Source organism: Nocardia sp. Root136, assembly GCF_001427185.1.
GTDB lineage: Bacteria > Actinomycetota > Actinomycetes > Mycobacteriales > Mycobacteriaceae > Nocardia > Nocardia salmonicida.
On record NZ_LMFE01000008.1, the window covers coordinates 146,934 to 167,749 of the forward strand.

Genomic DNA, 20,816 nt, shown 5'->3' on the forward strand with positions numbered 1-20,816 from the left:
CATGTCCGTCGACACCTCGAAAACGACCACTACACCGGAACCGCCTGCGCCACTGGCACTTCCGTGGTGGACCAGGGGAGACACCAACGCCTTCTTCGGCCTGGCGTTCAACATCCTGGTCAACGTCCTCACCCTGACCACGCTCACCATCGCGGTCGTCAAGATCCCCAGCACCGATGTGCTCGGCACGGTGCTCCCGGCTCTCGGTATCGCCCTCGTGCTCGGCAATCTGTACTACATGGTGCTGGCCAGGCGCCTGGCGCGGCGCGAAGGACGCTCCGATGTCACCGCCCTGCCCTACGGACCGAGCGTTCCGCACATGTTCATCGTCGTGTTCGTGGTGATGTTGCCGATCTACCTGGCGACGGGAGATCCGTTGCGGGCGTGGGCAGCCGGTCTCGCCTGGGCGTTCATGATCGGGATCATCGTGATGATCGGAGCCTTTGTCGGCCCGTACATCCGCAAGGTCACCCCGCGCGCCGCGATGCTCGGCACCCTGGCCGGAATATCGATCACCTTCATCGCCATGCGCCCCGCCGCGCAGATGTGGGAGGTGGCCTGGATCGGGCTCCCGGTGCTGGCCATCATCCTGATCGGCTTCTTCACCGACGTGAAAGTGCCGGGCAATATCCCGGTCGGACTGGTCGCGCTGCTGGTCGGCACGGCGATCGGGTGGATCGGCGGATACATGTCGGCACCCGACGTTGCCCAGGCCGCAGGCGATATCGCGCTCGGCTTGCCCGACCTGCGCCTCGACCTGCTCTTCGACGGTCTGAGCGACCTCGCCCCGCTGCTGGCCACCGCCATCCCGCTCGGCATCTACAACTTCACCGAGGCCATGAGCAATGTGGAGAGTGCCGCCGCGGCGGGCGACAACTACAACCTGCGCAGTGTGCTGCTGGCCGACGGCTTCGGCGCTGTGATCGGCGCCGGCTTCGGCTCACCGTTCCCGCCCGCGGTCTACATCGGTCATCCGGGGTGGAAGGACGCGGGCGGGCGCACCGGCTATTCCCTTGCCAGTGGCCTGAGTATCGGAATCATGTGTCTGCTCGGGCTGTTCGGTGTCCTCGCGACGCTGCTGCCCATCCCGGCGATCGTGCCGATCCTGCTCTACATCGGCCTGCTGATCGGCGCGCAAGCCTTCCAGGCGGTGCCGCGCATCCACGCGGTCGCGGTCGTGGCCGCGCTGCTGCCCAATCTGGCGGAATGGGCGGTGACCCAGATCGACAACGCGCTGACCGCCGCCGGGACCTCGGCGGAGAAGATCGGTTCGGACGCGCTCGGCCAAGCGGGCGTGGTCTACGACGGGTTGAAGGTGCTCGGTTCCGGTGCGGTGCTGGCCGGTCTGGTGCTCGGCGCGATTGTCACGTTCATCCTCGACAAGCGGTTCCGGGCGGCCGGAGTGGCGGCGCTCATCGGCGCGGGGCTGAGCTGGATCGGGCTGATCCACGCGCACGCGGTCGAATGGGCTGCCGCGCCCGGTGTGGCGCTGGGCTATCTGCTCTTCGCCGTGGTCTGTCTGGCCTACTCGCTGCTGCCGTCCCCGAGCACGGAGACCCCTGTCGCCGACGAGGTCGCCGTGTGAGGTGGTCTGCCTGACCCGGCGCAGATGAGCCGGGTCAGGAGGCCTTCGGCAGGGTCGCGAGGAAATCGCGGAAGTCGGTGGCGGGATGGCCGGTCAGGTGCGGGACCGCATCGGTGACGTGCTCCAGCTCGCCCTCGGCGATCGAGGTATACGTGCTGACCCAGCCGTCGACTTCCCACTGCGGCGCGTCGTATTTCGCGCGAGAGGCGTAGGCCTCGTCGACGGTTTGGTCGACGTAGCGGAACGGACGACCGAGGATTTCGGTCATGGCGGCGGTAGCAGCGCTCAGGCTGAAGGCCCGCGGACCGGTGAGGTCGAAGGTCTTGCCGAGGTGGGCGGTCGAATCGAGCACTGCCGCAGCGCAATCGGCGACATCGGCGCGAGTGACCGCAGCGACCTTACCGTCGGCCGCGGGGCCCTCGATGACGCCGTCGGCATCGGCGAAGTGCGGGATGATGTCCTGGTACTGGTTGTCGCGCAGGAAGGTGAACGCGAGGCCGGAGGCGCGGATGGCCTGTTCGGTGTACCAGTGGTCGCGACCGAAGGTGAACGTGGCATCGGGCGCCGCGCCGACGAACGACAGATACACGATCCGTTGCACACCCGCGTCTTTCGCGGCGTTCACCACCGCGCTCTGCTGGGCGGCCCGGTCGGCGCTCTCGGTGGCGGAGACGAAGAAGAAGGTCTGCACGCCGTCGAGCGCAACGCCCACGCTGGCCGGATCGCCGAAGTCGATGGTCGCTGTGGTGGCACCGTCGATGGGCGCGATGCGGTCGACGTTGCGTCCGAGCAGTCGCAATCGCGCGCCCGACGGCGCGAGCAGATTGGCCACCCGGCTGCCGATATGTCCACTGGCTCCTGAAATCGCAATGGTCTCCGGCATCGGTCCAGGCTATGGGGTGGTCGCGACGGGTCGTGCCGACACGCCCAGCGGACAGGTCGGCGCGCGCGTCGAAGCGCGGATCAGCCGATGAGGTGGTGGAATCGGCGCGTGCGCGTATCGAGTGGAATTGCAGCCTGTGTCGCGGTCGTGGCATTGGCCTTGCCCGTAGGCCCGGCCGCAGGCGCGGTACAGGACACGGCCTGCGGGTCGACCCTGTCGCAGGCCGACATCGCTGAGCTCGCGAGGCTGTCGGACACGTCGGCGATCTCCGGTGCGGGCAGCCTGGCCGGCCTCGAGGACGCGGTGGCCCGCCACCATCGGATCACCGAGATCCTCGTCGAGCATCGAGACCTGCGCGGGCTGTTCGCGATCGGGCTCGACGGCGTCGAATACGCCGCGGTGATGCCGATGCAGCGCGATCCGGCAGCCTTCGTGAACCGCGAGTACGCGCACGCGATCAGCTTCGAACTGCTGCGCCGGTTCCTTGACAATCTGCACGCCGAATTCACCGGTGGTATCGCGGAACCCCACTGGGCGCACTACTTCGCGCTGGCCCGCGACTGTGGGGCATCGCGCGCTCGCACGGCCATGGCCGGATACAACGCGCACCTGACTGTCGACCTGACCTATTCGGCGGCCGCGGTGGCCACCAAGCCCGAGAACGCGCCGGACTACTTCAAGATCGTGGCGGGAATCGCCTCGGTCGGCGACGTGATCGTCGACCGCACGAAGGCGGCCTATGGCGCCGACCTCGGACCACTGTGGCGGTTCTATTTCGTCGGCGAAGGACTCGACCAGCTGTTCGGCGCGGGCGTAGCCACCGAGCAGATGCTGATCGCCGCCGACCTCGGGGCGAACACGGTGATCTTCACCAACGGCCTCGCCCTACAAGACCCCGCTCTCGCACCCGCGATCCGCACCGAGATCACGGCATTGTGGCAGGCAGCCGATCTGGCTTTCGAAGCACTGGCCCGCATCAACGCACTCTGAACACGTCGGTGCCTTCAGGAGCGGTCGAACCGGATATCTGCCGCGAGCGGGTCATGACAGATGTCGTCGAGCTCGAGAAGCTGGTGGATCCAGGTCGGCGCGGAGACCGGATTCCGGATCAGCGCGCGCACCGTGATGGCGGCGACCACGGCCGTAGCCAGTGATTGTCCGCGCCCGTACGCCGATCTGATGGATCCGTCCGCGGCCTGCGCGAGCGCTACCCAGCGATCACTGCTGCCGGGCATATGGGCAGGCGCCAGCGATTGCAGGGCAGGCGTCCACGTGAGGGCAGCCAGGCCGAGCGTGGCGAGTCGGGAGTCGAGGCGGAGGTAGGTGCGCACCGGGACACCGAACTCGCGGGTGAGACGGTGCTGATCGGCGAAGTCCGCGCGGAGAGCGGGAAACGGACGGTAGCCGGCGTGCGCGGGCACTGAAAAGCGTTGCCGCCCGGTGAAATTGCGGATGCTCGTGCCGTCGGCGTCGGCAAAGCGCTGACCGAGCAGCCGATAGGTCCAGGCAGTCGCGGCGGGGCCGTGGGTTTCGCCGGAGCCGAGGCCGATCATGATGTCGACGGGGCCGCTGCGGGGTGTGAGTGCGTCGACGGCGAGCAGGGTGGTGAGTCCGGGAGCCAACCCGACGCCGAGCACCGCGGGGCCGCCGACGTGTTCGAGTGCCTGGACATAGCTCGACGTCGCGGAGATATCGACGAAGACGATCCCGCGACCGACACACGCCCGGGCCAACCCGACATCCTCGGTGCCCGCGCAGTTCACGACGATGGTCGCATCTGCCAAAGCCGCGTCGACACCGGCGCTGTCGCGCAGGTCGACCACCCGGTCCGCCCTGGCGGGATCGCGCCCCGCCGCCTGCACGGAGATCCCTTCGGCGCGGAGCAATCTCACCAGATGCGCGCCGACCGTTCCGTAGCCGCCCAAAACCAGCACCGTCATCGAAAGCTCCTCCCCGTCGTCGGCACCGATGCTACGTGGCGCCGAACAGAAAAGGCCCCGGCCTCGCGGTGTCAACCGCAAGGCCGGGGCCTGATTTCGTCGAATCAGCCCGCGGTCTTCTCCGAGCTGCGGACCTCGATGATCGGCAGGATCAGGGCGGCGGGCGCGCTCGCGGGCACGACCGGCTGGTTCGGACGAACCGGGGCGATCTTGCTGTAGCCGGCGCTCTGCTCGGGGCGGGTGTCGACCTCGCCGTTGTTGGGCCAGTAGGCGGCCGCGCGCTCGGCTTGGGCGGTGATGGTGAGCGAGGGGTTGACGCCGAGGTTGGCCGATACGGCGGCACCGTCGACAACGCTGAGCGTCGGGTAGCCGTACACGCGGTGGTAGGCGTCGATCACGCCGTGCTCGCGGTCGGCGCCGATCGCCGCGCCGCCGAGGAAGTGCGCGGTCATCGGCACATTGAACACATCACCCCAGGTGCCACCGGCGACGCCGCCGATCTTCTCCGCGACCCGTCGGGTGACATCGTTGCCCGCCGGGATCCACGTCGGGTTCGGCTGTCCGTGGCCCTGTTTGGAGGTCAGCTTGCGGCCACCGAACAGCCCGCGCTTGGTGTAGGTGGTGATCGAATTGTCCAGGTGCTGCATGACCAGGGAGATGATCGTGCGCTCGCTCCAGTTCTTCGTGCTCATGAAGCGGAAGAAGGTCAGCGGATTGGACAGCACCAGGCCCAGGAACCGCAGCCATCGCGGCACCCGCCCGCCCCCGTCGACCATGAGCGTTTGCAGCATGCCCATCGAGTTGGAGCCCTTGCCGTAGCGAACCGGCTCGACGTGGGTATCGGGGGTGGGGTGGATCGAGGAGGTGATCGCGACACCCTTGGTGAAGTCCTGGTCCGGCCCCAGCGTCCTGGTCGCCGCACCGACGATCGACTCGGAGTTCGTGCGGGTCAGCAGGCCGAGCTTGTCCGACAGATTCGGCAGCGCACCCTCATCACGCATCGCGTGCAGCAGCTTCTGCGTACCGAGCGTGCCCGCCGCGAGCACGACATGCTCGGCGGTCAACGTCTTGGGCGCCTTGCGCACCCACGCGCCGGTGCGCTCGGTGGCCACGTCCCAGGTGCCGTCGGGCAGCGGTCGCAGCGACGACACGGTGGTCATCGGAATGACCTGCGCGCCGGCCTTCTCCGCGAGGTAGAGGTAGTTCTTCACCAAGGTGTTCTTGGCGCCGAACTTGCAACCGACCATGCAGTCGCCACATTCGACACAGCCGGTGCGCTCGGGACCGACACCACCGAAGTAGGGGTCGGCCTCGGTCTCACCCGGCGTACCGAAGAACACGCCGACGGGAGTCTGCACGAACGTGTCGCCCACACCCAGGTCCTCGGCGACGGACTTGAAGATCTCGTCGGCGGGAGTCATGTGGGGATTCGTCACGACACCGAGCATCTTCTTCGCTTGCTCGTAATAGGGGGTCAGCTCGGTGCGCCAGTCGGTGATCTCTCGCCACTGCGGGTCCTGGAAGAACGGCTCCGGCGGCACGTAGAGGGTGTTGGCGTAGTTCAGCGAGCCACCGCCGACGCCGGCGCCGCCCAGGATCAGAACGTCGCGCAGCGGGTGGATGCGCTGGATGCCGTAGCAGCCGAGCTTGGGCGCCCACACGAATTTACGCAGGTCCCAGCTGGTTTTCGGCAGTTCGTCATCGGCGAAGCGGCGGCCCGCCTCGATGACGCCGACCTTGTAGCCCTTCTCCACCAGGCGCAGCGCGGTGACACTGCCACCGAAGCCGGAGCCGACGATCAGAACGTCGAAATCGGTGGTGCGCTCGGGCATGGGGGAGCTCCTCGATCGGTGTCGACAGTGACGCGGGTAACGCTAATGGCGACAGCCAGGGCTGTCAACGTAGGCTCCGCTTCGACCTATGCTGTTCGGGTGGCCCGATATACCCGAGCGGAACTCGCCGACGTCAGCGGCGTGGCGTCGCGCACCATCCGCTATTACCACTCGCTCGGCGTGCTCCCCAAGCCCGGCCGCGCGGGTAAGGAAGTCGTCTACTCCGACGAGCATGTGGACCGCTTGCGCGACATCGTCGCCATGCAGGCGCGCGGCCTGCGCCTGGACGCGATCCGCGAGGTGTTCGACGCTGAGCCGCAGCCCGGTGATTGGCGCGTGCTGTTCGATCCGCGCGCGAGCCAGGCTGCCGAACGCTCGTGCCACATCGACGACGCCGAGCTCGCGGCGATGCTGGGCGACCGTGGCGCCGATGTGCTCGCGGAGCTCATCTCGGCGGGATATCTCGAGCGCCGTGACGAGCGCTGGTTCCTCGGGGACCGGTCGATGTTCAAGGCCGCGCTGGTCCTCTACGACGTCGGCATCGACATCACGCTGAGTGGTGTGCTGCGCACGATGATCCAGTCGCGGATCGCCGTGCTCGCCGACGAAGTGGTGCACACGATCCGCGACGCCGCGGGCACGAGCTACGGCGGCGAGAGTGTCGGTGTGGACCTGAGCCGCTTCCGCGACCGATTGCTCGCGATGGCATGGGAGGTCGGCGGTGCCACGCTCGCCGCCGAGATCGAACGCGCCGCGGCCGCCGCCGACGACGCGGCCGGGCGCCGTGCTCCGGCCCGCGCCATCAGTGGGCGATGATCGGAGGATGAGTTCCGACCAGCCGGGCCCCCGTGCCCTGGCACGCGCGCAGACGATCGCTGACATCAAACGCATCGGCCGCGAGCACCTCGCTACCCAGGGCGCCGCGGCACTGTCGTTGCGTGCGGTTGCGCGCGATCTGGGTGTGGTGTCCTCGGCGGTGTATCGGTACGTGCGCAGCCGCGACGAACTGCTGACCATGCTGGTGGTCGACGGCTACAACGCGTTGGGCGACGCCGTCGACGCGGCACTGATCGACGCACCCGACGACCCGGCGACCCGTTTCCGGGTCACCGCGCGGGCGGTGCGGGAATGGGCGCTGGCCGAACCCGCCTGGTACGGCCTGCTCTTCGGCACGCCCGTACCCGGCTACGACGCACCCGCCTCTGACACCGAGGCGCCAGGGGTGCGGGTGATCGCGATCCTGCTCGGCATCGTCGACAGCGCTTACCGTCAGGGGCAGCTCGACGTCCCCGCTACCGGACCGGCGATCAGCGCGCGAACGGCCGCCGATTTCGCGACGATCCGTGAGCAGTTCGGCCTCCTCGCCCCCGACTCGGTGATCGCGTCAGCCCTCACCGCATGGACCACGCTGTTCGGTGCCGTGAACTTCGACGTGTTCGACATGTACGGCCGCGACACCTTCGCTGATCGCGCGGAGATCTTCGACCTGAATATCGATCAGTTACTGCATCTGCTCGGCTTCGTCGTGCCGCGCTCGGATGATGTGGACCGGTCGGTACGGTAGCGATTCGAAGGGTTCCCGCGGTATGTGGGGAGAGGGAATGTGTGAACGGCGACGACGGCGTCGCCAACGAAGGAGAGTGCCCGAGTGAATTCCCGCGAGGAGATCTTGCGCCGAGTCCGTGACGGGCTGCTCGACCTACCCGAGGACGAGCGCCGGGTCCCCATGCGTCGATCCTCCGGCAGGCACGCGTTGGTGGATCCGGACGAACGGGCCGAGGTGCTCGAGCGGTTCGTCGAACGGTTGCGCGAGCACGGGTCGCTGGTGCGCACCGTCGACATCGCGGGCCTGCCCGCCGCGGTCGCCGACGTGCTCTACGGCATGAGCGTGCAGACCGTACTCGCCGCGGTCGAGCCCGGCCCGGCGTGGTTGGACCACTGGGCCAGTGCGCCGGGACATCGGGTCGTGCACAGCGGCTCGGACTCGGACGAGTCCGGTGAGGCGGTGGTTCGCGACGCGGTGGCCGGTGACGCGTCCACCGGCTCGCTGGCACTCGATGCCGACGGTGGTCCAGCGGTCTCCGAGGACATGCCTCAGGTCTGCGTTGTACGCGCCGACCGGGTGTTCCTCTCCCTGCCCGAAGCGCTGGACCACCTCGACCAACGTCGCCCGCTGATCTGGCTCGGCGGTCCCGGCGATACCGAGTTGGCCCGCCAGATGGTGGTGTTGCTCGTCGAATAGCTCGTGGGAAAACGTTATCGAGCCAGGGTTGTGTGGGACTGGAGGTCTCAGTTATTCTCGGGTAACGGTGTGACGGCGCTAACAGGGCCGTGCGCGCCGCACGCGAACCGAGGAGGCACCGATGACGCTGACCGAATCGAGCCGTGGTGGACCCATTACCGAGGAGTACCGAGAGGCGCTGGCAACCCTGTCACAGGGGTCTGTCGACCGCCATTTCGATCCCTACCTCGATATCGACTGGGATTCGCCCGAGCTCGCCCTTGACCCGAACGACGTGCGGTGGGTTCTCACGCCCGAGATCGACCCGCTCGGCGCGACACAGTGGTACCGCGACCAACCCCTGGACCGGCGCATCGCGATCGGTAAATGGCGCACCGCCAATTCGATCAAGGTCGGCGCCGCCTTCGAGAGCATCCTGATCCGCGGAATGATGCAATACATCATGAAGCTGCCGAACGGGTCGCCCGAGTTCCGGTACTGCTTGCACGAGATGACCGAAGAGTGCAACCACATCCAGATGTTCCAGGAGCTGGTCAACCGCATCGACGTCGACGTGCCCGGCATGCGGCCGATGTTTCGCGCGTTGTCGCCGCTGATCGGTGTGGCGGGCGGCTACGCCCACACGATCCTGTTCATCGGCATCCTCGGCGGCGAGGAACCGATCGATCACTATCAGAAGGCCGTGATCCGCGCGGGCGCGACGATGCCGCCGATGGTGTTGCGCACCATGGAGATCCATATCGCCGAGGAAGCGCGTCACATCTCCTTCGCCGGTGACTTTCTCACCGCGCATATCGGGCGGATGGGCAAGTTCAATCGCGGCGTCTGCTCGGTGGCCTTCCCGATCGCGATGCGCTGGCTGGCCAGTGAGATCATGGCGCCGCCGCGTTCGTTCGAGCGCGAGTTCGACATTCCGCGCGAGGTCATCGAGCAGGCGTTCTGGAAGTCGGAGCATTCCCAGCAGATCCTGGCGGGCTACTTCGGCGATATGCGCAAACTGGCCAATGACCTCGGTCTGATGAACCCGACCGCCAAGTGGCTGTGGCGCAAGTTCGGCATCGACGGGCCCGTGTCGCGCTACCGCAGCGAGCCCGAACGCAGCGCTCGGCGCGTCGCCTGAGCTGACGTCGCCGGCGATCAGTCGCCGGCGACCAGCTGGGTGATGATCTCGGTGAGTTGCTTGTCGGGGTCGAGGTTCAGGCCGTGGCGGCGGGCGACGCCGTCCACCACGTGCCAGGCGTAGGAGGCGACTTCCTCGATCAGCTGATCCCTGGTGAGCGCCGGACCGGGGTCGTTGGCCCAACGGGTGACGGTGGCCTCGGTCATCGAGACGATGGCAAAGGTCATCGTGTCGGCCGAGGCCTCGTCGGTCACGCCCACGACACCAGCCAAGCCGGTGACGAGCGCCCTGGTCGAACCCGCGAGGGTGTCGATCAGCGCGCTCATCGCGTCGATATCGGGATCGGTCTCCGATGGACCTGTCCGTAGAAACTCGTGTAGCCGGGGATGGTCCTGGATCCAATCGACGACGCCGCCGATCGTGCGAACCAGGATTTCGTGGATCGATCCCTCGGCGATGTCGAGGGCGTCCTCGATGTCGGCGACGAACCGGTCGGCGATCTCGCTCCTGATCCGGCGATCGAGCTCGTCGCGGCCGGCGAATTGCCGGTAGACCACCGATTTCGCGAGCCCCGCGTGCTCGGCGATCTGGATGATCGGCACCTCGACGCCGGCGGGCGCCTGTTCGATCAGCTCGACCGCGGCCAGCACGATTCGCTCCCGGCGGCTGTCGTTGTGCGGCTGCCATCGGGCTTGCCTGCCGCTCACGGCGCCGGCTGGGTGTGACGCTGTGCTCGACACCCGCCCGAGTGTAGAGCAAGCATCGGTGGTTCAAACCTCTACCGGGGGACCGACACCGGATCGGTGCAACTGGCGAGCCCGTCGACGAGCGAGCACGCGGCGACAGGGCGCGTCGGCCGGTAATCGGGGGCGACGCCGCCCGCCGCGGTGATCGCACGGTAGGCGGCGACCGCGTCGGTGGGCGTGCGAGTAAGGGTCGGGTCGGTGAGAACGTCGACCGTGTAGAGGCCGAAACGTGGAGTGTAGGAGCCCCATTCGTAGTTGTCGGTGAGGCTCCAGTAGTTGTAGCCCATCAGCGGGATGCCGTCGGCGACGGCGCGCTGGAGCCAGTAGACGGTGTCGCGCAGTGAGTCCGCCCGCGTGTAGCCGTCGGCGCGGGGGAGTCCGTTCTCGGTGGGGATGCCGTTCTCGACGATGTAGAGCGGGCGGCCGGGGAACTTCCGCGCGAAGTGGTCGAGCGCGTAGTAGATGCCTTCGGGTTGCAGCGGCATCGTCCAGAGGCGGTCCGGATCGGGAATCTGCAGCTGGGCGGGGGAGAAGCCGTAGTAGTAGTCGATGCCGATGTAGTCCAGGCGCGCCGAGATCCGGTCGAGCAGTGGTCCGCTGACCGCGTCGTCGACAGTGGGGACGTAGGCGACATTGCTGGTTACCTGGGCGCCGGGGTGTACGGCGTGGATGTAGTCGTAGATGCTGTTGTGCGCCTGGGCGATTCGTTCACCCATGGTGAGAATGTCGGCCCCGCCGATGCCGCCGTGGCGCAGATCGTTGACTATGTAGAACGTAGGCTCGTTGAACGTCACCCACAGCGGATCCGCGTCGGCGAACCGGTCGACGACCACGCGCGCGTTGGACAGCCAGTTGGCGACGATCTCCGGATCGCGCCAGCCGCCGCGGTCGGCCGCCCAGCCCGGGTACACCCAGTGATCGAGCGTCAGCATCGGCCGCATCCCCACCTCGGTGATCGCGCTGACGACGTCGTCGTAGAACGCGAGTGCCGCCTCGTCCCAGACGCCAGGTCGCGGTTGGACCCGGGCCCACTCGATCCCGATGCGGTAGACGCGCACACCGAGTTTCGCGGCGAGCGCGATATCGGAGCGGTAGCGATTCCGGAAGTCGACCGAGTTCAGATAGGGATCGTCGGTGGAACCGGATTCGACATATCGGCGCCAATTGCTGTCCGGCGCATCACCTTCGGCCTGAAACCCGGAAGCTGCCACTCCCCAGAGGAATTCGGGCCCGAGTGGTGCCAGTTGGACCGGCGCCGGTGGTCGGGCCAGGGCGGGGGAGGTGCTGGTCGTGAGCAGTGCCACGGCGGTGAGAGCGACCGCAGCGAGGATTCGGCGACCAGTGGGGGAGGGCATGGCACTCCTGGGGTCTGAGGGAGGGGAAGGGGAGTTCAGTGTGCGACATCGAGGTAGTTGTGCGGGGGAAGTGGGTCGGAGCGGCGGGTTTGGAACCCGCCGCTATAGAAATTACATGGAGTAACGTAGATATGCGCATCTACTTATGCTTCTCCCTCTAATGCCGATCAGACCGACTCAATTCCAGACATGTTCGAACCAAACAACCACTCACCAGCAAGGGCAGGGGAGGGGAGGGTCAGGCCGTTAAATCGACGGCAACTGCGGGACCGGTGTCGAACCAGTACGCATGCAGGTTTCGGCCGTGTTTGCCGACTTCCGATCGGCCGCAGTACGCCGAGCGTCGCTCGCGGCGATCGGTCGTCCAGCACTTCGAGTGAGTTGCCTCTCAGCGCAGCATCGTGAGTGGGCGAACTCGATTTGCTCGAGCAAGGATTCGTGGATGGTTTTCAATCCCTTGCCAGGCTTTGCGCGCGTGTTCGCGACACAGCCCTGGGTGATGCGTGGCGCCGGCGTAGTCCTGCCGACCGAGCGGTTGTTGCGCAGGCTCAGTGGCGGTCGGTGGGGTGTACTCGACCTGGCCGGGCTCCCATCGATCGAGATCACGGTGGTCGGGCGTAAATCGGGACAGCCGCGAACCACCTCGCTGCTGTGCGTGCCCGACGGTGACGGCTTCTATCTGGTCGGCTCCAACTGGGGCAAACCGGAGCATCCGGCGTGGTCGGCCAACCTGCGCGCGGCCCGTACGGCATCGGCCCGTTTCGGTGGCAGCTCCGCGTTCCCGGTGACCGTCAGCGAGATCACCGATGTCGAGCGCAAACGCGTGTGGGACCAGGCCGTCGAGTTCTGGCCGGGCTACGAGATGGAATTCCGGCTTTCGGGTGGTCGTGAGTTCCGCATCTTCCGACTCGACCGGATCGCCTGACCCAAGACCTCGGGGATGATCTGCTCCGCGATCGCTAGCTGATACCTTGGGCGGCCAGGAGGAGCGTTGGCGAGGATCACCAGTCTGGATGTCGCTCGAGAAGCCGGAGTCTCACAGACGACGGTGAGTTTCGTGCTGAACGGCAAGAACGAGTTCGGAATTTCGGAGACCACGCGGCGACTGGTCCTCGATACTGCCCAGCGGCTCGGCTATGCGCCGTCGGCGGTCGCTCGGGCATTGCGCAGCGGCCGCAGCCAAGTAGTGGTGTTCCTCTTGGCGGATGCTCCGGTGTCGGAGCCGTTCGCGCGGTTCAAACGCGAGGTAACGACCGCTTTGCAGGCGCAGGGGTTCACGTGCGTGTTCCTCGAATTGACCGGGCTGGCAGGTGGGGTGAGTGCCGTGTGTCAACATCTGGACCCGGCCATCGTCGTTTCCGCGACAGTTCTTCCCGAGGCCGACAAGCAGGCGTTGGTGAAGTCGGGGGTACCGGTCATCGATGGCGTTCTGGGGTCCGAGGATGCCTCGGTCGCCGGACTCGATCAGCGCGAGATCGGGCGAATGCAGGTGCGGCACTTGGCCGATCGTGGGCATCGGGTGATCGGGTTCGCCGCGGTCGAAGACCCACAGGATCAGCCGTTCTGTCTGCCTCGGCTGGAAGGCGCTCGCGAACAGTGCCGACTGCTCGGGCTCGCGGAGCCGGTGGTGGCGAGCATGGATTATTCGCTGGACGGGGCCGCTGACGCGTTGACGCATTGGGTCGAGAGCGCGCCGCCGGTGACTGCTGTGGCGGCGTTCAACGACGTTGTGGCCGTGGCGGTCCTGGGTGCGTGCCGGTTGCGCGGCCTCGATGTTCCCGGCGATCTGGCGATCATCGGGGTCGACAGCGAGACGATCGGCGCGCTGACGGTGCCCACGTTGACCACTATCGGCATCGATCTGACGGTTCCCGCGGGGAGTCTCGCCGGCGCCATCGTCGATCTGGCGCAAGGCGGTGCTGCCCAGGTGCGCGCGGTCGCGACGGATGCGCTGACGTTGGTTCACCGCGGGTCGTCCTAGCTTCGCAGTAGCACTGCGACCGCCCAGCCGGTGGCCGGTCGTGGCTTTTTCGTGCTCGATTCTTCCTTCGAAGATTCTCACTGACTGTTAGCCTGATCTCAGCTAATACGTATTAGATCGAATCGCCGGTGCAATCAGGCAACGGCGATTTGTCGCACCCTGATCGCGGAATCGGTAGACACCACCGCCGGATTCTGCGTCGCCCAACCGATTCGACACTGAGGTGATCCGAACGATGCGCAACGTTGCACACCGTGTACTACTCCTTGCCACAGCGGGACTGCTGTTGTCCCCGGCGGCGCTGTCGTCCGCCGCACCAGGGGACCCTTCTCACCGAACTGGCGCCGAATTCGTCGCGATCGGCGACTCCTATATCGACAGCGGATCCTTCGCGGGCTCGCTCATAGGACCGTGCATTCAGGCCACCGACAGCGTCGCGCGACTCATCGCCGCGAAGATGCCACAGACCAGCTTCGGCGACTGGGGCTGCGGAGGCGCTGTCACCGCCGACATCACGCAGGTTTCACCGATGGGCCCGCAGGTGGACGGGTTGTCCGCCGCCACCGAGTTCGTCGCGGTCTCCATCGGCGGCAACGACGAGAACCTGTTCGTCTCGGTGATCAGCAACTGCTTCCTGGCCGCCACCTGCACGCAGGCCTTACGAGACCAGGCCGCGGACGCGCTCACGAGACTTCCGGCGCGACTGGACGCCGCGTACGCCGCGATCAGGCAACACGCCCCCGCCGCCGAGGTTGCCGTGCTCGGTTATCTGAATATCCTGCCCGAGGACCCCACCGGCTGCTTCATCGATGCGATCGCGGGCCCGACGGCCATCGCCTTCAACATCCGCGCGCAGAAAGCACTCAACGACACAGTCGCGGCGGCCGCGGACCGAGCGGGTTTCACCTTTGTCGATCCCGACTCCGAGGGCGATCATTCGATCTGCGCCCCTGTCGCGCAACGCTATGTGTCGTTCGTCGGACTCGAGCCCGGAGAGGGAGGCACGTTCTTCCATCCCACGCGGCTGGGCCGGGAGTACATGGCCGCGAAAGCGTATGAGGCCTTGACCGCCAATTGATACGTGAACTGCGGAGCCGGATCGTTTGCCTGCAGGTCGATCGGATTCAGAGGCCGAGTTTGGTGACGGCGTTGTCTTCGAGTGGGTTCGCGGTGCGGATGTAGCCGTGGACGGTGCGGGGGTTGGACCAGCGGCCCTGGCGCATGATCTCGCGGTCGCTGGCTCCGCCGAGGGCGGCTTGGGTGGCGAAGCCGGCGCGTAGGGAGTGCCCGGAGAACAGGTCGGGGTCCAGGCCCGCGCGGGCCGCGTAGCGCTTGACGAGTTCGGCGACGGCCCGGCCGGACAGGGCGGTGTCGCTGATCGAGCCGTGTCGGTTGATCGTGGGGAACAGCGGGCGGTCTTCGTCGGTGCTGAGGCGGGTTCCGGTGAAGCCGTGGCAGCGGTGGATCGTGGTGTCGGCCGCGAGGTTGTTCGTCGTCCAGGTCCGTGCGCCCGCGTCGCCGGCGTCGGCGTGGACTTCCAGAAGCCGGACCCAGTCGGCGAAGGCGCAGATCGGGCAGGTGCGTGGGTGTTTGCCGCGAGGCAGGGCGATGCGCTGTTCGGCGACGCCGGTCGGGTCGGTCTTCGTTGTCGGCAGGTGAACGACGAGCAGTGGTTCGCCGGTGGTGTGGTCGGTGCGTACGTGCACGTCGCTGATGCGCAGGCCCGCGAGTTCGCTGCGCCGCAGAGCGCCGGCGAAACCGACCAGCAGTGCCAGCGCGTCGCGGCGGCGAGCGGGTTCGGTGGGCCAGTCGGGTGGGGGGAGCTCGGCGAGGAGTTGGTCGAGGGTGTGCAGCAGGACCGGCCGTTTGCGGGTCGGTGGGGTGCGGCGGGTGCGACGGATACCGCGCAGGGTGAGCCGGACGACGTCGGAACGGGTCGGTGAGGGGAGTCCGTTGGCGGCGTGGACTGCGGCGATGGCGGCGGACTTGCGATCGAGGGTGGCCGGGCTGAAGGCCCATGTGCCGTTTTCTCGTCGGGCGTCGGCGGAGGCCGCCAGGTAGACGGCCACATCGAGCGGGTCCGCGGGGAGCGCCTGGCGTTGTTCGATCGCGCACCAGCCCGCCCAGGCGATCCAGTCTGTTCGATAGGCACGCAGGGTGTTCGCCGATTGGGACGCTTCGAGGTAGCGGCGCAGTGCACCTGCTTGATTGTCATCGAACCGTTCGCGGACCAGGCGTAGGGCCGCGGTGTCGACCAGGACGCTGCGCACTCCGCGGCGCAGTTCGGTGCGGACCTGTTCGGGAAGCACGACCGATGCGTCGCTCAAACCTTGCCACTCCTCGCGTGAATCGCTGTGTCGCCGATGACTCCTGGCGTTGCAGCCTAGTCGTGCGCGGGTGTGATGACGCGGGGACGCGTGGTCATGGGTGTGAGGTCACGGCATCTCTTCGAGTTCGGCGAGCTGGGTGTGGATGTAGGCGGCGAGCCGGTGTCGGGCCGCGCCGGTCAGGAAACTGGTGTCGCCGAGGCGCGGGAAGTGCTCGTCGACCTCCTCGGTCGGTGCGCCGGTGGTGGCGGGCGCTTCGCTGACGAGCTCGAGTCGTACCGGATGCTGTTGGGGCAGAGGAACACTCGGTTCGTACGGCTCTGAGGTTACTGCTCCGGTACGTACCATGAATGAAACCCTAACGTTTTGATTACGGCCGTTGCCAACATCGCGGGCCAAGTAGTGATTACTGCCACGTTTTGTTCGATTTAGTTCATGACAGCCGGTCCAGGTGCTTTCGGGCCGCCATCATAGGGCGATGCGGGTGGTCATCGGCGACACAGAGATTCAGTTTGTCGACTATCCTTTCGCGGGCGCATCGGTGTATCCCGATGGCGTGCTAGCGGTTTCGGAGATCGCCGACGCCGATCCGCGCGCGTCTCCGCCGGAACTTCGCACTGTCTCGGGGGAGACGCTGTTCGTGCTCGCGTCCGATGCGCCGGCCCTCGCCGAGTTCTGTCGGCGCACCGAGATTGCGGTGCGTCGTCGTGGCGATATCTGGGCGGATCTGCTGGAGCCGTTCCTCGATACCTCGTTCGACGACGACGATCAGCGCGCTACCGAGGCACGACTGCATCGGTCGGGGATCGCGCCGCAGGAGGTCACCGACATCCGGGAGCGCGTCGAGCGGGCGATGATGTCGTACAACTTCGACAGCATGTTGTGGGAATGGGCGCATCTGGGCCTGTACGACCTGTTGTCCGCGGCCAACGGCGTGCTGGTTCGGCCCGCAGCGCGAGCGACGCTCGGAGATCCCGAACAGCTGTACCGCTGGGCGATGCGGATTGCCGCACGCACCGGTCCCGATCACGACGCGCGCGCTGCCGGACCAGGCTGAGCCGTCGCGGCGACATATCCGGCGACCGGGCTCAATCGCAGGACGGCAGGCATTCGGCGGGTGATCGCGGGTGGGCCGGTGAACCTGATCCGTCCGGTGTGCTGCGCGTGGGTGAGCGGCATGCGCCCCAACCACACCTCGTACAGGCCCGCGACGTCGGCGTTGATGGTGACGTCGACGGGATAGCCGGGGTCTGTTTCGCACACCGAGGCTACGGCGGCTTCGACCACGATCCAGAACCGGCGGATGTCGTCGGTGAACCGGACATGCAGCACTTGGCGCCGTCCGGGCAGCATGGAGGTGTCGAGCCTGGTGTGCATCCACCACACCAGCAGCGCCGCGTCGAGCTCTTCTTCCTGCGGTTCGCCGAAGGTCCAGCGCGCACCCCATTCGCCGAGGCCGAACAGGATCGGCTCGAGTTGGCTGCCCGCTTCGGTGAGCAGGTGTTCGGTGCCGAGCTTCTCGATCAGTCCGGCGCGTTCGAACTGGCGCAGGCGTTTGGCGAGCAAGCTGCGTGAGAGGCCGGGTAGGCCGCGAGCGAGGTCGTTGAATCGGGTGGTGCCGACGAACAGATCGCGCAGGATGAGCAACGACCACCGTTCGCCGAGCACGTCGAGCGCGCGCGAGATCGGGCAGTACTGGCCGTAGCCTGCGGTCGTGGTTGTCATGGTCACCTCACCGACGGGGTCCACTTCCAGGACCGGGAGAGTCCACTTTCTGGACTATCTGGTTATCGCGGCGCTTCCTACCTTCGAAACATGACTTCCACAATTTCTGACACCACGTCCAGCACCGACCGGGTCGCACTGGCCCGCGAGATCGGTGAAACCCTGCGTCTCGAGGTCCCCGAACGGGATCGCACCGGCGAGATCTCCGTCGCCGCGTTCGACCAGTTGCGGTCGAGCGGTCTGTCGGCGGCGCTCGTGCCGGTCGAGTTCGGCGGCGGGGGTGCCTCCCATCAGGAGATGGGGCAGATCCTGCGCGAACTCGGCAGCCACGATCCGTCGACAGCTGTCGCGTTCGCGATGCATTCGCACCTGGTGGCCGCGCAGGTGTGGCGGCACAACCATGGGGTGGACGCTTCGGCGGTGTTCGCGAAGGTGGCGGGCGGGGCGATCCTGGTCAGCACCGGGGCCTCGGATTGGGTCGAGTCCAATGGTCAGGCGGTGCGCGTCGACGGTGGGTATCGGGTGAGTGCGCGCAAGGCGCCCGCGAGTGGGTGTGAGGTGGGGGACGTGCTCGTCACCAGCGTTCGCTACGACGACGAGGTGCTGCATTTCGCCATCCCGTTGTCCGCCGCGGGGGTGAGCATCGACAAGACCTGGGATTCGTTCGGTCTCCGCGCGAGTGGCTCACACACCGTCGTTCTCGATGACGTCTTCGTGCCCGACGCCGCGATCTCGATGACCCGCCCAGCCGGTCCGTGGCCGCCGGCGCTGAATGTGGTGATCGGCGCCGCCCTTCCGCTGGTACTGGCCGCCTACCTCGGCGTCGCGGACGCGGCCGTCGATCTCACCGCGCACCTGCTGGCGGGCCGTTCCGAGGCCCACACGATCCAGTCGGCCGGTGAAATGCTCAACGCCTACACCACCGCCGAGGACCTCATCACGGCCATGTTCACCGACTCCGAGAACCTGAACTTCCCCAACACCGACACCTACGCCGCCCGCACCCTCAGCCGCAAGACCGTCGCGTCCGACGCTCTCATCACCACCGTCCGACTGGCAATCGAAACCACCGGCGGCGCAGGCTATTCCCGCGCCTGCGACCTCGAACGCCTCTACCGAGACATCCACGGCTGCCAATTCCACCCCCTGCCCCGTGCCAAACAGACCCGCTTCAGCGGGCGAGTTCTGTTGGGGCACAACCCCCTCGGCTGAGGCGACGGGGTCATCCGTGGTGGATGGCCCCTCGGCTACCCGTACAGGTGGTCCGAGACGGTCGGGTCGTTGGCCAGCACATAGTCGACGACACTCCAGAACTCTGGAAGGCGAGGGTGGACCAAACCGTCCGCCCGCGAGAGCACTACGCCGTGGACGTCGTCAGCTGAGCCGTCCAGACAGGCCTGGACCAGAGTTGCCGCAGGGTTCGGATTGTTCTGCACCGGCCCGACCCGGCAACCGAAAGTCACGTGATCGTCGGCGGTGTCGGAATCCCAGGTGCCCAGGATGACGTCGATCCAGGTGTCATGGGCCTGACCCGTGTGGTGGTAGCTGTTGGCGAAGTACGCCGCGTAAGCGATCCCGTCACGGGTGATCATGTTCCAGGTGCGCTCGATCGGCTCGTCGCAGCATGGGCATTCGTATCGCGCGAACTGGCGCTCGTCCAGATCGGCCGCGAGTTCGGTGGTTTCCATGTCAGGCAGCCGCCGGGGTCGGTCGGTTCGCGAGGTGCGAAATGGCCCGCTCGCGACCGGTTTGGTCGGGCATGCACACGTTTTCGGCGGCGAATTCCGCCGCCCGAGACCGCAGAAGATCTTGATTCACCGCCATATGATCCGCTATAGCGACGAATTTCGCATAGTCGACAGCACATCGACATGATTCAATCACCGGGTGTTGATGTTCGCGCAACTGTGGTGGCCGCTGACCTAGCGGCTGACCGAGTTGTGCTCGGCCGCCCTCGGGTGGCCGAATCTGTCGTGAAGACAGCTGTTCCGGCCTCCGTGGCGGTCCCGGAAACAGGAGGCCGACCATGATCGACAACGACAAGTCCGCGGGAACCGGCGGGTTCGGCGAGATTCTCGTCAGCTCTCGCTCCCTCGGCGAGTACCAGGCGATGTTCGCCCTCACCGAAGACGACCTCGGGCGCCGAATTCTGGACTGTCCGGGCGGTGCGGCAGGATTCGCCGCCGAAGTCATGGAACGTGGGGTGATGTGACTGCTTGCGACATAGCCTATTTCGACAACGGCGTCGAACGTGTGGCCGCCAACGCGATCGCCGAAGCAGCCCGAGGCAACGAATACGTCCGCGAGCACGCCGACTCCTACCGCTGGACATTCTTCGCCGACCCCGACGAACACCGCCGAGCCCGCCGCGAGTCGGCCCACTGCGCGAAGCGTTCGGCGATCCAGGCGAGTTGGCCGACGGGTGAATCGGTGCGCACGAGATGCTGGTCTGTGAGATGGCGACTTAGGTGGCGCAGTGTCGATCTCGATGCCGGGTCGGGCGATTCAGTGTGACGGCTCGTCGGTGGCGCCCGTTCTCCGGTTGTGGTGGTCCAACAGCTTGGACAGCAACTTCGTCAGGTGTTCTCGGTCCGTGGGAGACAGCGGTTCGAGGAGTGCTTCTTGGCTTTGGGCGAGTTGTTTTTCCAGGCGGCGTAGTTGGCGTTTGCCCGGGGTGGTGAGGGAGATGACGTTGCGGCGGCGGTCGGTGGGGTCGGGGGTGCGTTCGACGAGGTTGTGGTCGGCGAGTTCGTTGATGGTGGCGACCATGTCGCTGACGTGGATGCCGCTGCGGCGGCCGAGGGTGGCTTGGCTGGCGGGGCCGAATTCGTCGAGGCTGGAAAGGAGGCGGTAGTGGTAGCCGCGGGCGTCGGCGGCGGCGAAACCTTCGGTGACCAGGCGGTGGGCGTGGTTACCGGTTTGGGTGAGTAGCCAGGTGGGCAGGTTTGCCCACCTGGCGGGGGTCGGCTCTGGTGGGTGTTCCATGTGACAACTCTAACAAATCGTTTGTGTGACCAACGATCGCGATATCGTTGGTCACGCAAACGTTAGTCGGCCCAACGTTGGGCCGACAAAGGAGT

The 20,816-nt window shown here is 66.7% G+C and carries 22 protein-coding genes; 12 read left to right on the forward strand and 10 right to left on the reverse strand.

All coding sequences use genetic code 11. The annotated features are described in order from the left end of the window. Position 1 precedes the first annotated feature (1 nt). A complete protein-coding gene (locus ASD42_RS21840) occupies positions 2 to 1,585 on the forward strand; it encodes a hypothetical protein (protein ID WP_056819636.1) in 1,584 nt (527 codons plus the stop codon). 34 nt (positions 1,586 to 1,619) lie between these two features. Here the strand turns inward: ASD42_RS21840 and ASD42_RS21845 are convergent, their stop codons facing one another. Next, positions 1,620 to 2,468, reverse strand: a complete 849-nt coding sequence (locus ASD42_RS21845; RefSeq protein WP_056819641.1) for an SDR family oxidoreductase — start codon at positions 2,466 to 2,468, stop codon at positions 1,620 to 1,622. Positions 2,469 to 2,615: 147 nt separating this feature from the next. Between ASD42_RS21845 and ASD42_RS21850 the strand changes: the two genes are divergently transcribed. Beyond that, on the forward strand, positions 2,616 to 3,458 hold the full coding sequence (locus tag ASD42_RS21850; RefSeq protein ID WP_235569767.1) for a DUF5995 family protein: 843 nt from the start codon (positions 2,616 to 2,618) through the stop codon (positions 3,456 to 3,458). Positions 3,459 to 3,472: 14 nt separating this feature from the next. On the opposite strand, the gene ASD42_RS21855 is transcribed toward ASD42_RS21850, so the two are convergent. Beyond that, positions 3,473 to 4,408, reverse strand: a complete 936-nt coding sequence (locus tag ASD42_RS21855) for an NAD-dependent epimerase/dehydratase family protein (protein ID WP_056819643.1) — start codon at positions 4,406 to 4,408, stop codon at positions 3,473 to 3,475. A gap of 104 nt (positions 4,409 to 4,512) precedes the next feature. Further along, on the reverse strand, positions 4,513 to 6,240 hold the full coding sequence (locus tag ASD42_RS21860) for a GMC oxidoreductase (protein ID WP_056819646.1): 1,728 nt from the start codon (positions 6,238 to 6,240) through the stop codon (positions 4,513 to 4,515). 99 nt (positions 6,241 to 6,339) lie between these two features. Between ASD42_RS21860 and ASD42_RS21865 the strand changes: the two genes are divergently transcribed. The 4 genes from ASD42_RS21865 (at position 6,340) to ASD42_RS21880 (ending at position 9,602) form a co-directional block, all read left to right on the forward strand. Then, on the forward strand, positions 6,340 to 7,056 hold the full coding sequence (locus ASD42_RS21865; protein ID WP_056819649.1) for a MerR family transcriptional regulator: 717 nt from the start codon (positions 6,340 to 6,342) through the stop codon (positions 7,054 to 7,056). Between the two features lie 7 nt (positions 7,057 to 7,063). Then, on the forward strand, positions 7,064 to 7,804 hold the full coding sequence (locus tag ASD42_RS21870) for a TetR/AcrR family transcriptional regulator (protein ID WP_056819650.1): 741 nt from the start codon (positions 7,064 to 7,066) through the stop codon (positions 7,802 to 7,804). A gap of 84 nt (positions 7,805 to 7,888) precedes the next feature. After that, a complete protein-coding gene (locus tag ASD42_RS21875) occupies positions 7,889 to 8,482 on the forward strand; it encodes a hypothetical protein (RefSeq protein ID WP_056819654.1) in 594 nt (197 codons plus the stop codon). Between the two features lie 121 nt (positions 8,483 to 8,603). Continuing rightward, positions 8,604 to 9,602, forward strand: a complete 999-nt coding sequence (locus ASD42_RS21880) for an AurF N-oxygenase family protein (RefSeq protein WP_056819657.1) — start codon at positions 8,604 to 8,606, stop codon at positions 9,600 to 9,602. Between the two features lie 17 nt (positions 9,603 to 9,619). On the opposite strand, the gene ASD42_RS21885 is transcribed toward ASD42_RS21880, so the two are convergent. Next, positions 9,620 to 10,342 (reverse strand): TetR/AcrR family transcriptional regulator, encoded by a 723-nt coding sequence (locus tag ASD42_RS21885; RefSeq protein ID WP_063893696.1) that lies wholly within the window; start codon positions 10,340 to 10,342, stop codon positions 9,620 to 9,622. Positions 10,343 to 10,380: 38 nt separating this feature from the next. Beyond that, positions 10,381 to 11,703, reverse strand: coding sequence for a family 1 glycosylhydrolase (locus ASD42_RS21890; protein WP_056819663.1), 1,323 nt, complete (start codon positions 11,701 to 11,703; stop codon positions 10,381 to 10,383). 442 nt (positions 11,704 to 12,145) lie between these two features. Here ASD42_RS21890 and ASD42_RS21895 point away from each other — a divergent pair, with 442 nt between their 5' ends. The 3 genes from ASD42_RS21895 (at position 12,146) to ASD42_RS21905 (ending at position 14,762) form a co-directional block, all read left to right on the forward strand. Continuing rightward, positions 12,146 to 12,628, forward strand: coding sequence for a nitroreductase family deazaflavin-dependent oxidoreductase (locus ASD42_RS21895; protein ID WP_056819666.1), 483 nt, complete (start codon positions 12,146 to 12,148; stop codon positions 12,626 to 12,628). A 66-nt stretch (positions 12,629 to 12,694) separates the two neighbouring features. After that, on the forward strand, positions 12,695 to 13,684 hold the full coding sequence (locus ASD42_RS21900) for a LacI family DNA-binding transcriptional regulator (RefSeq protein WP_056819669.1): 990 nt from the start codon (positions 12,695 to 12,697) through the stop codon (positions 13,682 to 13,684). A gap of 235 nt (positions 13,685 to 13,919) precedes the next feature. Then, complete coding sequence (locus ASD42_RS21905) at positions 13,920 to 14,762, forward strand: SGNH/GDSL hydrolase family protein (RefSeq protein WP_063893713.1); 843 nt, start codon at positions 13,920 to 13,922, stop codon at positions 14,760 to 14,762. Between the two features lie 46 nt (positions 14,763 to 14,808). Here ASD42_RS21905 and ASD42_RS21910 read toward each other — a convergent pair whose 3' ends face one another. Together ASD42_RS21910 and ASD42_RS21915 are read right to left on the reverse strand one after the other, a co-directional pair. Beyond that, positions 14,809 to 16,011, reverse strand: a complete 1,203-nt coding sequence (locus ASD42_RS21910; protein WP_056819674.1) for a site-specific integrase — start codon at positions 16,009 to 16,011, stop codon at positions 14,809 to 14,811. 108 nt (positions 16,012 to 16,119) lie between these two features. Then, positions 16,120 to 16,359 carry a hypothetical protein gene (locus ASD42_RS21915; RefSeq protein WP_056819678.1) on the reverse strand — a complete coding sequence of 80 codons (240 nt, stop codon included), beginning with the start codon at positions 16,357 to 16,359 and terminating at the stop codon, positions 16,120 to 16,122. Between the two features lie 208 nt (positions 16,360 to 16,567). On the opposite strand from ASD42_RS21915, the gene ASD42_RS21920 reads away from it, so the two are divergent. Continuing rightward, positions 16,568 to 17,068: a hypothetical protein gene (locus tag ASD42_RS21920; RefSeq protein ID WP_156677537.1), complete on the forward strand. Its 501-nt coding sequence runs from the start codon at positions 16,568 to 16,570 to the stop codon at positions 17,066 to 17,068. Here the strand turns inward: ASD42_RS21920 and ASD42_RS21925 are convergent. Beyond that, entirely contained in the window at positions 17,038 to 17,736 is a 699-nt protein-coding gene (locus ASD42_RS21925) for a winged helix-turn-helix transcriptional regulator (RefSeq protein WP_056820419.1), read from the reverse strand. The genes ASD42_RS21920 and ASD42_RS21925 overlap by 31 nt on opposite strands. A gap of 90 nt (positions 17,737 to 17,826) precedes the next feature. Between ASD42_RS21925 and ASD42_RS21930 the strand changes: the two genes are divergently transcribed. Further along, positions 17,827 to 18,948 carry an acyl-CoA dehydrogenase family protein gene (locus tag ASD42_RS21930; protein WP_056819683.1) on the forward strand — a complete coding sequence of 374 codons (1,122 nt, stop codon included), beginning with the start codon at positions 17,827 to 17,829 and terminating at the stop codon, positions 18,946 to 18,948. Positions 18,949 to 18,983: 35 nt separating this feature from the next. Here the strand turns inward: ASD42_RS21930 and ASD42_RS21935 are convergent, their stop codons facing one another. Next, positions 18,984 to 19,424 carry a hypothetical protein gene (locus tag ASD42_RS21935; protein WP_056819686.1) on the reverse strand — a complete coding sequence of 147 codons (441 nt, stop codon included), beginning with the start codon at positions 19,422 to 19,424 and terminating at the stop codon, positions 18,984 to 18,986. A gap of 338 nt (positions 19,425 to 19,762) precedes the next feature. Here ASD42_RS21935 and ASD42_RS21940 point away from each other — a divergent pair, with 338 nt between their 5' ends. Beyond that, positions 19,763 to 19,948, forward strand: coding sequence for a hypothetical protein (locus ASD42_RS21940; RefSeq protein WP_056819689.1), 186 nt, complete (start codon positions 19,763 to 19,765; stop codon positions 19,946 to 19,948). A gap of 293 nt (positions 19,949 to 20,241) precedes the next feature. Here ASD42_RS21940 and ASD42_RS21950 read toward each other — a convergent pair whose 3' ends face one another. After that, a complete protein-coding gene (locus tag ASD42_RS21950; protein WP_056819695.1) occupies positions 20,242 to 20,721 on the reverse strand; it encodes a MarR family winged helix-turn-helix transcriptional regulator in 480 nt (159 codons plus the stop codon). Positions 20,722 to 20,816 lie beyond the last annotated feature (95 nt).